This is a genomic window from Bradyrhizobium sp. MI1.7, assembly GCF_055811795.1.
This window is the reverse complement of sequence record NZ_JBVVPO010000010.1, coordinates 130,305-143,806: the sequence shown is the minus strand read 5'-3', so window position 1 is coordinate 143,806 and position 13,502 is coordinate 130,305. Positions and strand designations below refer to the sequence as shown.

14 protein-coding genes are annotated in these 13,502 nt (G+C 65.2%); 9 read left to right on the top strand and 5 right to left on the bottom strand.

The genetic code is table 11. The annotated features are described in order from the left end of the window. Window positions 1–11 precede the first annotated feature (11 nt). On the top strand, window positions 12–1,277 hold the full coding sequence (locus AC0L3X_RS12870; RefSeq protein ID WP_063985383.1) for a D-amino acid dehydrogenase: 1,266 nt from the start codon (window positions 12–14) through the stop codon (window positions 1,275–1,277). A 159-nt stretch (window positions 1,278–1,436) separates the two neighbouring features. Here AC0L3X_RS12870 and AC0L3X_RS12865 read toward each other — a convergent pair whose 3' ends face one another. Continuing rightward, window positions 1,437–2,078 carry a helix-turn-helix domain-containing protein gene (locus AC0L3X_RS12865; RefSeq protein WP_063985382.1) on the bottom strand — a complete coding sequence of 214 codons (642 nt, stop codon included), beginning with the start codon at window positions 2,076–2,078 and terminating at the stop codon, window positions 1,437–1,439. A 179-nt stretch (window positions 2,079–2,257) separates the two neighbouring features. On the opposite strand from AC0L3X_RS12865, the gene AC0L3X_RS12860 reads away from it, so the two are divergent. The 4 genes from AC0L3X_RS12860 to AC0L3X_RS12845 are packed head-to-tail and all read left to right on the top strand — an operon-like array spanning window position 2,258 to window position 5,723. Next, window positions 2,258–3,016 carry an ABC transporter substrate-binding protein gene (locus AC0L3X_RS12860; protein WP_063985381.1) on the top strand — a complete coding sequence of 253 codons (759 nt, stop codon included), beginning with the start codon at window positions 2,258–2,260 and terminating at the stop codon, window positions 3,014–3,016. Window positions 3,017–3,042: 26 nt separating this feature from the next. Then, window positions 3,043–3,696, top strand: a complete 654-nt coding sequence (locus AC0L3X_RS12855) for an amino acid ABC transporter permease (RefSeq protein WP_014497665.1) — start codon at window positions 3,043–3,045, stop codon at window positions 3,694–3,696. Further along, window positions 3,693–4,424: an amino acid ABC transporter ATP-binding protein gene (locus AC0L3X_RS12850; protein WP_063985380.1), complete on the top strand. Its 732-nt coding sequence runs from the start codon at window positions 3,693–3,695 to the stop codon at window positions 4,422–4,424. The genes AC0L3X_RS12855 and AC0L3X_RS12850 overlap by 4 nt, the downstream gene beginning before the upstream one ends. A gap of 12 nt (window positions 4,425–4,436) precedes the next feature. Beyond that, window positions 4,437–5,723, top strand: coding sequence for an NAD(P)/FAD-dependent oxidoreductase (locus AC0L3X_RS12845; RefSeq protein WP_063985379.1), 1,287 nt, complete (start codon window positions 4,437–4,439; stop codon window positions 5,721–5,723). 56 nt (window positions 5,724–5,779) lie between these two features. Here the strand turns inward: AC0L3X_RS12845 and AC0L3X_RS12840 are convergent, their stop codons facing one another. Continuing rightward, the gene (locus AC0L3X_RS12840) at window positions 5,780–6,010 is read right to left on the bottom strand and encodes a hypothetical protein (protein WP_283018467.1); all 231 of its coding nucleotides are present in this window, start codon (window positions 6,008–6,010) and stop codon (window positions 5,780–5,782) included. A 91-nt stretch (window positions 6,011–6,101) separates the two neighbouring features. Further along, entirely contained in the window at window positions 6,102–7,691 is a 1,590-nt protein-coding gene (locus AC0L3X_RS12835) for a gamma-glutamyltransferase family protein (protein WP_283018468.1), read from the bottom strand. Window positions 7,692–7,810: 119 nt separating this feature from the next. Between AC0L3X_RS12835 and AC0L3X_RS12830 the strand changes: the two genes are divergently transcribed. After that, the gene (locus tag AC0L3X_RS12830; RefSeq protein WP_063985377.1) at window positions 7,811–8,584 is read left to right on the top strand and encodes an enoyl-CoA hydratase-related protein; all 774 of its coding nucleotides are present in this window, start codon (window positions 7,811–7,813) and stop codon (window positions 8,582–8,584) included. Window positions 8,585–8,605: 21 nt separating this feature from the next. On the opposite strand, the gene AC0L3X_RS12825 is transcribed toward AC0L3X_RS12830, so the two are convergent. Both AC0L3X_RS12825 and AC0L3X_RS12820 read right to left on the bottom strand, forming a co-directional pair. After that, window positions 8,606–8,782, bottom strand: coding sequence for a hypothetical protein (locus AC0L3X_RS12825; protein WP_187387812.1), 177 nt, complete (start codon window positions 8,780–8,782; stop codon window positions 8,606–8,608). Between the two features lie 9 nt (window positions 8,783–8,791). After that, window positions 8,792–9,025 carry a DUF6894 family protein gene (locus AC0L3X_RS12820; RefSeq protein WP_014497658.1) on the bottom strand — a complete coding sequence of 78 codons (234 nt, stop codon included), beginning with the start codon at window positions 9,023–9,025 and terminating at the stop codon, window positions 8,792–8,794. 207 nt (window positions 9,026–9,232) lie between these two features. On the opposite strand from AC0L3X_RS12820, the gene AC0L3X_RS12815 reads away from it, so the two are divergent. The 3 genes from AC0L3X_RS12815 to AC0L3X_RS12805 all read left to right on the top strand — a co-directional run bounded on the left by AC0L3X_RS12815 (window position 9,233) and on the right by AC0L3X_RS12805 (window position 13,351). Further along, window positions 9,233–11,299 carry a PQQ-dependent sugar dehydrogenase gene (locus AC0L3X_RS12815; protein ID WP_063986673.1) on the top strand — a complete coding sequence of 689 codons (2,067 nt, stop codon included), beginning with the start codon at window positions 9,233–9,235 and terminating at the stop codon, window positions 11,297–11,299. Further along, window positions 11,256–12,197 carry an SMP-30/gluconolactonase/LRE family protein gene (locus tag AC0L3X_RS12810; RefSeq protein ID WP_063985376.1) on the top strand — a complete coding sequence of 314 codons (942 nt, stop codon included), beginning with the start codon at window positions 11,256–11,258 and terminating at the stop codon, window positions 12,195–12,197. The genes AC0L3X_RS12815 and AC0L3X_RS12810 overlap by 44 nt, the downstream gene beginning before the upstream one ends. Before the next feature lie 128 nt (window positions 12,198–12,325). Further along, window positions 12,326–13,351: a histone deacetylase family protein gene (locus AC0L3X_RS12805; protein ID WP_063985375.1), complete on the top strand. Its 1,026-nt coding sequence runs from the start codon at window positions 12,326–12,328 to the stop codon at window positions 13,349–13,351. The last annotated feature ends 151 nt before the right edge of the window (window positions 13,352–13,502 follow it).

The following is a 13,502-nucleotide window of genomic DNA, read 5'->3' as shown; positions in this document are numbered from 1 at the left end:
TTTGACGAAGCGTGAAAGTTCTGATCCTCGGCAGCGGCGTCATCGGTGTCACCTCTGCCTACTACCTTGCGCGTGCCGGTCATGAGGTGACGGTCGTCGACCGTCAGCCCGAGCCGGCGCTGGAGACCTCTTTCGCCAACGCGGGCGAGGTGTCGCCCGGCTATTCGTCGCCCTGGGCCGGTCCCGGCGTGCCGGTGAAGGCGATCAAATGGCTGCTGATGAAGCACGGCCCGCTGGTGATCCGGCCGAAGCTCGATCCTGTCATGTGGGTCTGGCTCTCCAAGATGCTGCGCAACTGCACCAGCGCGCGTTACGCGGTCAACAAGAGCCGGATGATCCCGATCGCGGAATACAGCCGCGATTGCCTGCGCGACCTGCGCCGCGACATCGGCATCCAGTATGACGAGCGCTCGCAGGGCACGCTGCAGCTTTTCCGCCACCAGGCGCAGCTCGATGGCACCGGTGAGGACATCGCCGTGCTCAAGCAGTATGGCGTTCCTTTCGAGGTGTTGAGCCGGGAGGGCTGCATCGCGGTCGAGCCGGCGCTCGCCGCCGTGAAGGAGAAGTTCGCCGGCGGGCTTCGCTTGCCGCAGGACGAGACCGGCGACTGCCACATGTTCACGCAGGCGCTGGCCAAGCATGCCGAAGCGCTCGGTGTGCGCTTCATGTTCAACACCGGCATCGATCGCATCGTCACGGATGGCGCGCGCGTCAGTGGTGTCGTGACCAGTGCGGGCTCGTTGCAGGCCGATGCCTACGTTCTCGCGCTCGGAAGCTGGTCGTCGCGGCTCGTTGCACCGCTTGGCATCTCATTGCCGGTCTATCCGGTGAAGGGCTATTCGATCACGGTGCCGATCAAGGACGCCTCCGGCGCGCCGGAATCGACCGTGATGGACGAGAGCTACAAGGTCGCGATCACCCGCCTCGGCAATCGCATCCGCGTCGGCGGCACTGCCGAGATATCCGGCTATTCGAGCCAGCTCTACGACGCCCGCCGCGCCACGCTCGATCACTCGCTGACCGATCTGTTCCCGCGCGGCGGCGATCTCTCCAAGGCGACGTTCTGGAGCGGCCTGCGTCCGATGACGCCGGACGGCCCGCCGGTGATCGGCCCGACGCAATACGGCAACCTCCACCTCAACACCGGCCATGGCACGCTCGGCTGGACCATGTCCTGCGGCTCCGGCCGCGTGCTCGCGGACATGCTGTCGGGCAGGAAGCCGGAGGTCGATGTGAGTGCGCTGACGGTGGACCGGTACAAGTATCGGTTCGGCTAAGACTCCATCCGCCCGTCATTGCGAGGAGCGAAGCGACGAAGCAATCCAGAGTGCCTCCGCGGAGAAAGTCTGGATTGCTTCGCTTCGCTCGCAATGACGATGTGGAGACGTCGCGGCTTTTCTTACTTTCGCCGTGCGCGGTGGAAGGTGAGCACGGGCTTACCCCGCGCCCGTCACGCAATTCACCCACAGCACCACAGCCTTCGCATCATTGGCCGGATTGGAAAACCGGTGCGGCCTTCGGCTAGCGAACCGAAAACTGTCGCCCGTCTTCAGCGACCACGTCTCGCTGTCCACCGTCAGCATCATCTCGCCTTCGAGCACGAGGCCGGCTTCCTCGCCGTCATGGGTATAGAGTTCGTCGCCCGCGGAGCCGCCGGGATCGATATGCACCAGGAACAGGTTGAGCCGGTTGTCGCTGCCCGCAGCGCTCAGCAGTTGCTTCGAAATTCCGCTGCGCCAGAGTTTCAGTTCCGGCCGCTGAAGCCCGCGCGTCACCACCTGGTCGGAGGCACCGTCGGGACTTGGGCTCGCACCGAACAAAGCGGCCATGCCGACGCCGAGCACGTCGGAGAGCGTTGCCAGCACGCGCAGCGATGGCGACGACAGGCCGCGCTCGATCTGGCTGAGGAAGCCGATCGACAGGTCGGTGCGCGCCGCGACGGTCTCGAGCGAGAATTGTCTGACACGCCTGAGATCGCGGATACGGCGGCCGACCGCGACATCCATCGCGGGCTCGGCCGGCTTGGTGGTAGCCTTGGCTTTCACCTTCGCCGGCTTTGCGGCGGCCGGTTTGCGCATTCTTTTGCCACCGCTCACGTCAAACCGCTTCCTTCATGTGCATGAAAACCGCTTGCATCGCCCGCGAAAGTGTGACCAAATTTTCATATTGGTGAAAATAGGCCGAAACGGCTTGGCCCGCAACGTCTGATCACGACATGCGCGAGCGCCGACATCGGCCAAGCCCAAAGGGGGATGCGATGAAGCGTTTTGGTCTGGCCGCGGTCGCGGCGCTCGCGATTGCAGCGGCGATGCCGGCTTCGGCGCAGCAGGCGTTGAAGGTCGGCTCGACGCCGACAGGCATTCCCTTCACCTTCCTCGACACCAAGACCAACACCATCCAGGGCATCATGGTCGACATCGTCACCGAGATCGGCAAGGACGCCGGCCTCAGCGTGCAGATCGAGCCGATGGCGTTCTCGGCGCTGATCCCGTCGCTCACATCGGGCAAGATCGACATGATTGCGGCGGCGATGTTCATCACCGCGCCGCGCAAGGAGGTCGTCGACTTCTCCGATCCGATCTACACCTACGGCGAAGGCCTGGTGGTCCCGAAGAGCGACACCAAGGCCTATGCCACGCAGGATGATCTGAAGGGCGAGACGGTCGGCGCCCAGGTCGGCACCGCCTTCGTCGATGCGCTGAAGAAGTCCGGCCTGTTCGCCGACGTCAAGGCCTACGACACCATCCCTGACATCCTGCGCGACGTGAACACCGGTCGCCTCAAGGCCGGCTACGCCGACTATCCGATCCTCGCCTACAATCTGAAGCAGGGTGGTTTCCCTGAGGTACGTCTCGTCGACGGCTACAAGCCCGTCACCGTCGGCTCGGTCGGCATCGGCGTCCGCAAGGGCGAGGCCGCGCTGCTCGGCAAGATCAACGCCTCGTTGGCGAAGCTGAAGGCCAACGGCACCATCGACAAGATCCTCGAGAAGTGGGGTCAGAAGGCGCAGGGTTGATCGACAGAGGCTGGTAAGGCTGACCGATGAAAGGCTTCTGGCACGACGCCGTCGAATTCTTCCCGATCCTGATGAGCGGTGTCGCGCTGACGATCGTCGTCACCATCGGCTCGCTGCTGCTCTCGACGGTGCTGGGTCTGATCTGGGCGATGATGCGGGTCTCCGGCATCAAGGTGCTGTCGATGCTCAGCGCCAGCCTGATCAACGTGATCCGCGGCATCCCGATCATCGTGCTGTTGTTCTACCTCTATTTCGTGATGCCGGATCTCGGCGTCACGCTGTCGGCCTTGCAGGCCGCGATCCTCGGGCTCGGCATCGCCTATTCGGCCTACCAGGCCGAGAATTTCCGTGCGGGCATCGAGGCGATCGACAAGGGCCAGATCGAGGCGGCGCAGTCGATCGGCATGGGCTGGTGGCTCACCATGCGCCGCGTGGTGTTGCCCCAGGCGGTGCGCATCGTGCTGCCGCCTTATGGCAACGTCATGATCATGATGCTGAAGGATTCGTCGCAAGCCTCCACCATCACGGTCGCCGAGCTCGCGTTGCAAGGCAAGCTGATCGCATCCTCGACCTTCAAGAACACCAATGTGTTCACGCTGGTGGCGCTGATGTATCTCACCATGAGCATCCCGCTGATCCTGCTGGTCCGTCACTTCGAGAAGCGGGCGGGCAAGAAATGATCGAGCTCACCGACGTCCACAAGAGCTTTGGCCAGAACGAGGTGCTCAAGGGCATCACGGCCTCCGTCCAGAAGGGTGAGGTGGTCTGCATCATTGGCCCCTCGGGCTCCGGCAAGTCGACGATCCTGCGCTGTATCAATGGGCTGGAAAGCTACGACCGCGGCGAGATCAACGTCGAGGGACTGAAGGTCGACCGCGATGCGTCCTCCATCGTGAAGGTCCGCACCCAGGTCTCGATGGTGTTCCAGCGCTTCAACCTGTTCCCGCATCGCACCGTGCTGGAAAACGTCGTCGAAGGCCCGCTCTTTGTAAAGAAGGAGCCGCGTGCGCAGGTGCTCGAGCGCGGCCGCGCGCTGCTCGGTCAGGTGGGCCTCGCCGAAAAGGCCGACGCGCATCCGCCGCAGCTCTCCGGCGGCCAGCAGCAGCGCGTCGCCATCGCGCGCGCGCTCGCGATGCAGCCAAAGGCGATCCTGTTCGACGAGCCGACCTCGGCGCTCGATCCCGAACTGGTCGGTGACGTGCTCGGCGTGATGCGCAAGCTCGCCGATGACGGCATGACCATGGTCGTCGTCACCCACGAGATGGGCTTTGCCCGCGACGTCGCCGACCGCGTGCTGTTCATCGACGGCGGCGTCATCGTCGAGCAGGGCGCGGCGAAGGCCGTCCTCAATCAACCCCAGCACCCGCGCACGCAGGACTTTTTGCGCCGCGTGCTGCATCCGCTCTGATCGGTCCTCGTCATGACTACGCGCCTGCCTCTGCCGCCCTCGCTCTATGCCGACACCGCCGTCGCGCCGGTTGCCACGCCGCCGCTCGACGCGGACAAGACCGTCCCCGTCGCGATCGTCGGCGGCGGCTACACCGGTCTGTCCACGGCCTTGCATCTGGCGGAGCGAGGTGTCGAGGCGCTGGTGCTGGAGGCGCAGGAACCTGGTTGGGGCGCATCGGGCAATAATGGTGGTCACACCAATCCCGGCTTGAAGCATGACCCCGATCAGATCGAGGCCGATTTCGGCGCCGAGCTCGGCCGCCGCATGATCGACTTCTCCTACGGCACGACCAATTTCACGCACGACCTGATCCGCCGTTACCAGATCCCCTGCGAAGCGCGGCAGAATGGCACGCTGCGCGCGGCCTACAACGAGGCCAGCGCCGCCGCGATCGAGAAGACGGCGCAGCAATGCATGCGCCGCGGCATGCCGGTGCAATATCTGAACCGCGAGCAGTTGCGCGAGATGACCGGCACGGACCGCTACATCGGCGCCATGCTGGACTCGCGCGGCGGCGATCTGCATCCGCTCAGCTACGCCCGTGGCCTCGCGCGCGCCGCGATTTCCGCGGGCGCGAAGGTCCATGGCGAAACGCCGGCGCTGTCGCTCCGTCGCGACGGCGCGCGCTGGCGCATCGAGACGCCGCGCGCGGTGGTGCATGCCGACAAGGTCCTGCTCGCCACCAACGGCTTCACCGACGATCTCTGGCCGGCGCTCCGCCGTACCATCGTGCCGGTATTCTCTTCGATTGCCGCCACCGCGCCGCTCTCCGACGCGGTCGCCCGCTCGATCATGCCGACACGGCCGGTGCTCTACGAGAGCGGTCATATCACCGTCTATTATCGGATCGATCAAAACAACCGCCTGCTGATGGGCGGCCGCGGCCCGATGCGCTGGATCAAGTCGCCCAACGACGTCGCCTATCTCATGCGTTATGCCGAGCGGCTATGGCCGCAGCTCAAGGGCGCCGCCTGGACGCATGGCTGGAACAGCCGGCTCGCCATCACCAAGGATCATTATCCGCATGTGCACGAGCCGGCGGAGAGCGTCCTGATCTCGCTCGGCTGCAATGGCCGCGGCGTCGCGCTCTCGACCGCGATGGGCGCGCAGCTCGCGCGCCGGCTGATCGGCGGTGCCAAGGCTGAGATCGACATGCCCGTCACGGGTATCAAGCCGATTCCGATGCACGCATTTTGGCCCTTGGGGGTTGCGACTGCTGTGATCACGGGCCGGGTGCGGGATCGGCTGGGCGTTTGAAGAAGAAGGCGCCGCCCCGTCAGGAGCGACGCCTTGCATGACTTGCAGATAGGGCGTCAGCAGCGACCCTGTTTCCACAGGCCGGGCGGGCAGCCCCTGCCGCGCCAGCCGACCTTGCGCCCGTGGTGCCATCCGAGATGAGTGGCATGGCGATGTCCATGGTATCCGCCATGATGGCCGTGGCCATGGCCATGACCATGTCCGTGGCCGCCCCTGGCGAATGCGGCGTTTGGCATGGTGAAGCCGGCCGCGATGATCAGTGTTGCGGCGAGCGCAAGTTTCTTCATCCGAAATCTCTCCTGTTAGGCACGCATCTGTCCGTTCGACGAACGAACATCGATCGCGGTGTCGCGTGCAAATGCGGAGGAGTCGTGACGCTCAGGATTCGGCGACAGCGTCGGCCCAGGGCTGGAAGATCTCGACCGCGCCCGAATTCGTATCGTCCTCGCGCATCACCACGCTGGGGCAGGCGAACTTCTGCGGCAGGGCCTGCACTTGCGTCTCTTCATAATCGAAGCGTGCGGCAAGTGTCTTGCGCACGTCTGCCGGCAGTCTGATATCGCCGATCACGACCGCGCCTTCGCTTGCGTCGATCCGCGGCTGGTGGATGGCCGTGTCGAGGTCCATGCCGTAATCCATCGCAAAGGACACGAGCTGCATCACCGACGGCAGGATGCGGCGGCCGCCGGAGGCGCCGACCGCGAGACGCTTGCCGTCCTTCGTTTCGGCGATGACGGGCGTGTAGTTGCAGAGACAGCGCTTCCCGGGAGCGAGCGAGTTGGTGGTGCCCGGCGTCGGGTCGAACCACATGATGCCGTTGTTCATGGCAATGCCGGTGTGCGGCGTCACGTATTTCGAGCCGAAGGACGAGAGCAGCGTCTGCGTGACCGCTGCGATGTTGCCGTGGCGGTCGACCACGGAGAAATGCGTTGTGCAGGCGGGCGCCAGATATTCGGCGCCGAGCGATCGCTTGCCGTCGGCATCGCCCATGTCCTTGAGCCGCTCGCGGAAGGCTGCTTGCAGCGCCACCGCATATTCGCTGTAGGTGGTCGCGTCGGGTGCGCTTCCCGGCTTCAGACTCTGCTGCAACAGCCGCAGCGCATGCGCCATTGTCGGTCCGGCCGTGAGCTCCGGCGTCGCATACACCTTGCCGCCGCGATAGGGGATCGCCAGCGGCTCGCGCAGATGGGCGCGAAACGCGGCGAGATCCTCCACCGACAGCGAGCCGCCGTCGGCCTTGATGTCGGATGCGATGCTTTTGGCGAGATCGCCCTGGTAGAAATCGCGCGGACCGGCAGCGGCGAGGTGCGACAACGTCGCCTTCAACGTGGCCAACGGCAGCCGCGTCTCGGACTTGATGCCCCACGGCGCGCTCGGCGGCAGGCCATCCTTCAGGAAGGTGGCCGCGCTCGCGGGATAGCGCCTGAGATCGGCTGCCGATGCCGCGATCGTCAGCGTGGTCCACCAATCGACCAGCAGGCCTTCGCCGGCGAGCGCGGCGGCCGGCGCGACCAGATCCTTCCACGGCATCTTGGCGTAGCGGCGATGTGCCTCCTCCATGCCGGCGACGACGCCGGGCACGGCGACCGAGCCGGGGCCGTGAATGTTGCGATCGTCCTTCACCCGCGGCCAGGGAAACAGATCGGAGGCCGCGCCTTCGCCGCTGAGCGGGTAGTCGGTGGTGCGCAGGCTCTGTGGCGCGCACATGCCGTAGTCGATCACCTCGGTGCGATTTTCCTTGGCGCGGTAGAGCACCATGGCGCCGCCGCCGCCGATGCCGCTGTTCCAGGGCTCCAGCACGTTCAGCGCAAAGGTGGTCGCGACGATCGCGTCCACGCAGTCGCCGCCCGCCGCCAGCACCTGCGCGCCCACTTCGGCCGCCCGTCGCGATTGCGAGGCGACGATGCCGCCCTTGGATGTGACGGCGGGTTTGCGGACGGCTTGGGCGAGGCTGAACTGATGAGGCATGATGTCGTCTTGATCTCTGGATTCGGTTGTTCTGGCTTCACGCGGAAGCTGCAGCATTGGCGGGGCGTGCGAAGGATGGCACATTGCCGCCAACGAGAAAATCCAAAGGGAGACGAGACATGGCAGGTGTGAAACAGGCGCGGGATGGCGCGGTTGGGATCTTGACGCTCGACGAGCCGGCGAGTCTGAACGCGATGACGCCGGACCTGCTCGGCGCGCTCGCCGCCGCCGTCGCCGAGATGACTGGGGATGAGGGCATTCGCGCACTGATCCTCACCGGCGCGGGGCGCGGATTTTGCTCAGGACAGAATTTGAAGGCATCGGAAGCGCTGGGCGAGGACATCGCCGCCGGCGTGATGCGGTTCTACTGGCCCGCGTTCAAGGCGTTGCGCGAATGCCGCGTGCCTGTCGTGGTCGCCGTCAACGGCGTCGCGGCCGGCGGCGGCTTCAGCCTTGCGATGGCCGGCGACATGATTGTTGCGGCGCGGTCGGCGAGCTTCATCCAGGTGTTCAGCCGGATCGCCCTGGTGCCCGATCTCGGTTCGACCTGGCTGTTGCCGCGGCTGGTCGGTCGGCAGCGCGCGCTCGAGCTGATGTTGCTGAACGAGCCCCTGACGGCCGAACGTGCGCAGGAGATCGGCCTGGTGCGGCAGGTCGTCGACGACGCGAAGCTGATGGACGAGGCGCTGGTCCTGGCGCGCCGTTTGGCGGACGGCCCGACGCGCGCTTTGGTCGCAACGCGTGCGCTTGTCGAGGAGAGCGAGCATGCGGCTTACGAGGCGCAGTTCCGCCGCGAGATCGAGGTTCAGGCCACGATCCGCAAGAGCGCCGACGCCATCGAAGGCCGCACCGCCTTCGTCGAGAAGCGCAAGGCGAAGTTTACGGGGAAGTAGAGGAGCAGCCGCGGACTGCGCTCAGAGCCCGCGGTCCAGCCGGCTGGCCTGATATTTGGCGTGCCATTTCGGGCCAGGCCCGCGCATGTAGTGAAGTTCGGGGCGGTAGGGGTTGCCTGCGATCCGCACCAGCTTCTGCCACTTGGTGGCGACGAAGTTGAGGGGCTGGCAGAGCAGGGTTAATGAAGCGAACAGCACGGCATCACCTCAATGCGGCTTGCCGAGCATGGCGGTGAAGGGAAGGTCGAAGATCTCCTCGCCGTCGGAGCCGCTGACATGGATCACCCAGTCGCGCCAGTCTTCGGCACCCGGGGTGTAGATCATCGAGTGCATGATCTGGGCCGCACGGTCACGCGCCTCGGTCAGGCTGGCCACCGCGGTGCCGCTGCGATCGATCAGCGTGCCTTCGGTGTTGGAGCAGTGAAAATAGACCTGGACCATATGCGTCTCCTGTCGGGAGCGACTGGGATGGCAAACCGATACCACCCGAGGCCTTCGCGAAACATTCGGGGCGAGCCCGGTAAGGGAATCTACGGAGATTGGTCGCTGCGAAGGCCCGAGCGGGTTTGATCACAGGGGGGTGATGATCAACTGGACGGCGTTCCCATGGCATGGAACAACTTTGGACCGAAAGTCCGGGGGATCGCCGTGAACCAGCTCACATTCTGGCATGAACGCCGAAGCTTGTTTGCGGCGATCGTCGCCGGAGCGCTGTTCGGTCTTGCCCCGGGAGCCTCCTCCGAGCCGGTGAGGAAAAGCGGCTACGCGATCGGCACGGAAACCTGTGGCAGCGGCGATCTCGCCTTTCCCAGAATCCAGATCGACATGAAGGCGGGATTCTGCGCCGGTCTCGTCGCCAGCGAAGAGGATCGCCTGAAATTTCCGCGCTCGATCATCCAGGTGCCAGGCCGTGACCTGTTCGTGGTCGCCGACATGGGGGGCTGGGGCCACACCGATGGACGGCTGCTGCTGCTCGATCCGCATGCGCCGCAGGGGCAGCGGTTCAAGGAGCTGCTGACCGCAATCGAATATCCGTTCGGTCTCGTGATTGGCCCGGACAAGAAGCTGTACGCCTCGACCGCGGAGACGATCTTCCGGTTCGATCCGCTCGCCGACAATCCCCGCAGCACGGTCGAGACCATCATCCGGCACATGCCCGGCCGCCGGATCACATTGCCTGACGGCACCAGGCTCGACGAGAGTGCCCATCCGCTCAAGCAGTTCGCCTTTGACGGGAACGGGCGGCTGTTCGTCAATGTCGGCTCGCACAGCGACGACTGCATCACGTCGGCGCCGATCACAAAACCATGCGCGGCGGCCGAGGGCGCGTCCGCGATGGCCTCGATCTGGCTGTTCACACCGCCCGCAGGCGGCATCTTCCCGGCGCTGAAGCCGGCCGATCCCGACCCGCCGCACACCGTCTATGCGCGCGGCCTGCGCAACTCGATGGCGCTGGCGCTGCATCCGAATTTTCCCGATCCTGGTTACGCCTTCCTGCAGGGCGAGAACGGCCGCGATCTGCCCGACATCTTCAAGCCGAACGAGGAGATCAACGCGATCGAGCAGGGCAGGCATTATGGCTGGCCTTATTGCTACGACCTGTCGACGCCGAGCCCCGAATTCAAGCCCGTGCTGCAATCCGGGGTCTACAGGTCGCTCTGCACGGCCAATGCGCTCTACAAGGCACCGTTCTCTCTGATGCCGCCGCACGGCGCGCCGCTGGCGATGCTCTATTATCACGGCGCGAAATTCCCGGAGCTGGAAGGCAAGCTGCTAGTCGGCCTGCACGGCTATCGTCCGACCGGCAGCCGCGTCCTCTTCTATGACGTCGACGACCATGGCTTCCCGAAGCCCGCCCCGGCGCCGGTGCGTTACCACGTCAGTTGCGCGGCAGATCCGACCCACAGCTTTCAGACCGACGCCGGAGAAGTCGCCGCCGCGCCATTCGACGAACTGATCGCAGGCTGGCACCGCGTCAACGGCGCGCGGCCGCAAGGAGCGCCCGTCGGCATGACGGTCGCAGAGGACGGCGCAATCTGGCTGGTCGAGGACAAGAACCAGACGGTAATCCGCATCGATCGCGCTGCTGGCGATCCGCCGCCGTTGCCTTGCGACATGCGCAGCCAGGCGATGATCGACCAGCTCGCGGCCTTCGTCGCCAAAGACGCGCAGAACAGTGTCCGGCTCACCACGCTGCGCAAGGGGCTCGTCGAAAAGCACTGCGTCGGCTGCCACTCGGATTTCGGCCTGAAGGCAGGGCAATCGGATGCGGAAAAGGACGCGACGGTGCTGCGCTTCATGCTGTCGCAGGACGGCTGGATCTATCCGGGCGATCCAGACTCCGGGAAGCTGCGCACGCGGCTGCGCGGTATCGGCGCCGAGAAGCTGATGCCGCCGGGCGGCGAAAGCCTGCCCAGGACCGAACCTGGCTACACGCGCCTGCTCGATACCGCGGACCTGCTGGTTGCGAAAATGGTTCCGGGCACGCGGATGCGGATCAAGTCCGGCCCGCCGCAGCGCAAGTTCTTTGGCAAGACCAACAAGGAATGCGGCGAAATACCGGCCGGCAAGGTCGTTGTCGTGACACAAAGGAGCGCTGTAGACAAACCCGGCTTCAGCCGATTCTTCCGGCCTGCCGATCCCTATCTGAATGGCGAGTGCAGCGACGACGATGGCTATTACATTCGGCAGGAATTTCTGGTGCCTGTGCAGTAGCCTCCTTCTCGTCATCGCGGCATCGCCGGCCCATGCTGAAACAAAGCTGTTCGAAAGCGTGCAGGTGACGCCGTCGGGCGAATACACCTTCGGCATCGAAGGGCCGGCGGCCGATCTCGACGGCAATCTCTTCGTGGTCAACTTTGGCAAGCCCGGCACCATCGGCAAGCTGCCGGTGGGCGGCGCGGCTTCGGAGCAGTTTACGGCACTGCCCGCGGGCAGCGTCGGCAACGCCATCCGCTTTGCGCGTGACGGCACCATGTTCATCGCCGACTACAAGAAGCACAACATCTTCGCGATCCCGAAGGGCGCGAGCGAGCCCGTCGTCTGGTTTCATTCCGACGAGATGAACCAGCCCAACGACATCACGGTCGCGCGCGACGGCACGATCTATGCGAGCGATCCGAACTGGAAAGGCAGGGAAGGCCACATCTGGCGCATCGCCAAATCTGCGGACGGCACGGTGCAGGGGCAGGTGATGCCCGCGCCGCGCGCGATGGGCACCACCAACGGCATCGACCTCAGCCCTGACGGCAAGACGCTCTATGTCGGGGAATCCAGCAGCGGCGAAATCTGGTCCTACACCGTCCGCGGTAACGAGCTCACCGGCGCAAAACTCGTCAAAGCCTTCCAGCCCGACACCGTCGACGGCCTGCGCACCGACGTCGCCGGCCGTCTCTATGTCGCGCGCATCCTCAAGGGCACCATCGCGCTGATGAAGCCCAATGGTGCGGTCGAGCGGGAGATCGCGCTGAAGGGCAAGGAGCCGACCAATCTCGCCTTCGGCGGCAGCGACGGCAAGACCGTCTTCGTCACCCAGCGTCAGGGCGGCTTCGTCGAGTCCTTCCGCACCGACCAGCAGGGCCGCGAGCACTGCCTCCAGCGCGGGCGCTGCTAGAGCATCACGGGCGGTCTGCCTCCGGCGCAGAGCAGCACCAAAGCGGCGGCATTCTTCTTGCTTGCATCTGGCCGCCGCAGGCATTTAGACATCTGTGGGCACCGTCAACGCGACCACGGAGTGTTTGAGTGAAAGCCGTCCATACCGAACTGCATCGCAGCCACGATCCGCAATTCTTCCTGGTTCGCGGTGTCGTCAAGCGCACCACGGAGCAGCCCGAGCGCGCCGATCGCCTGCTCAAGGGGTTGAAGGACGGCAAGCATCAGCTGGTCGAACCGACGACATTCGGGCAGGGGCCGCGTGCGCGGATTCACAGCCCGGAATATCTGTCGTTCCTCAGCGAAGCCTGGGACGCCTGGACCGCGCTCGGCGATTCCGGCCCGGAGATGATCGGCAACATCCATCCCGTGCGTCATGCCGCGACCTATCCCACTCATATCGTCGGCAAGCTCGGCTGGCACACCGCCGACACCGCGGCGCCGATCGGTCCCGGCACCTGGGCCGCGGCCTGCGCTGCCACCGATGTTGCGGTCACGGCAGCGCAGATGGTGATGGACGGCGAGGATGCGACCTATGCACTCTGCCGTCCGCCCGGCCATCACGCCTACCGCGACATGGCCGGCGGCTTCTGTTTCCTCAATAACAGCGCGATCGCAGCCGCGCATCTGCGGCTCAAGCATGAGCGCGTCGTGATCCTGGACGTCGACGTCCATCATGGCAACGGCACGCAAGGAATCTTCTACGCACGCCCTGACGTCTACACGGTGTCGATCCACGCTGACCCCATCGCGTACTATCCTTATGTGTGGGGCTACGCGCATGAGCGCGGCGAAGGACCCGGCCTCGGCGCCAATCTCAACATCCCCCTGGCCATCGGCACCGGTGACGACGGCTACATCCAGGCGATGGATGTCGCGCGCAAGGCGATCGAATCCTTTGCACCCGGCGCCCTCGTCATCGCGCTCGGCCTCGATGCCTCCGAGCACGATCCACTGAAGGGCCTCGCCGTCACCACGCCGGGCTTCCGCCGCATCGGCCAGGCGATCGCGAAGCTGGGCCTGCCGACCGTGTTCGTGCAGGAGGGCGGCTATCTCTCGGATATTCTGGGCGCGAACCTGACCTCGGTGCTGGCCGGGTTTGAAGAGGCGCGGTGAAGTTTACCTCTCCCCGCTTGCGGGGAGAGGTGGGGATTTTGGGTAGGAAAATAAGGGGGTGGGGGGCTCTGCGCGGGGTGGGCAGTGACCCGGCGCCCGGGGGCAACCCCCCCCGCCGAAAAAATGTAAAAAAAAAGGAGCCGCACGGGGG

Bases quoted from the DNA above. Each gene is read 5' to 3' on its own strand.
- AC0L3X_RS12860 (WP_063985381.1), top strand. From the start codon at position 2,258: ATGAAGCGTTTTGGTCTGGCCGCGGTCGCGGCGCTCGCGATTGCAGCG.
- AC0L3X_RS12855 (WP_014497665.1), top strand. From the start codon at position 3,043: ATGAAAGGCTTCTGGCACGACGCCGTCGAATTCTTCCCGATCCTGATG.
- AC0L3X_RS12850 (WP_063985380.1), top strand. From the start codon at position 3,693: ATGATCGAGCTCACCGACGTCCACAAGAGCTTTGGCCAGAACGAGGTG.
- AC0L3X_RS12845 (WP_063985379.1), top strand. From the start codon at position 4,437: ATGACTACGCGCCTGCCTCTGCCGCCCTCGCTCTATGCCGACACCGCC.
- AC0L3X_RS12835 (WP_283018468.1), bottom strand. From the start codon at position 7,691: ATGCCTCATCAGTTCAGCCTCGCCCAAGCCGTCCGCAAACCCGCCGTC.
- AC0L3X_RS12865 (WP_063985382.1), bottom strand. From the start codon at position 2,078: ATGCGCAAACCGGCCGCCGCAAAGCCGGCGAAGGTGAAAGCCAAGGCT.
- AC0L3X_RS12810 (WP_063985376.1), top strand. From the start codon at position 11,256: ATGGCTATTACATTCGGCAGGAATTTCTGGTGCCTGTGCAGTAGCCTC.
- AC0L3X_RS12830 (WP_063985377.1), top strand. From the start codon at position 7,811: ATGGCAGGTGTGAAACAGGCGCGGGATGGCGCGGTTGGGATCTTGACG.
- AC0L3X_RS12820 (WP_014497658.1), bottom strand. From the start codon at position 9,025: ATGGTCCAGGTCTATTTTCACTGCTCCAACACCGAAGGCACGCTGATC.
- AC0L3X_RS12840 (WP_283018467.1), bottom strand. From the start codon at position 6,010: ATGAAGAAACTTGCGCTCGCCGCAACACTGATCATCGCGGCCGGCTTC.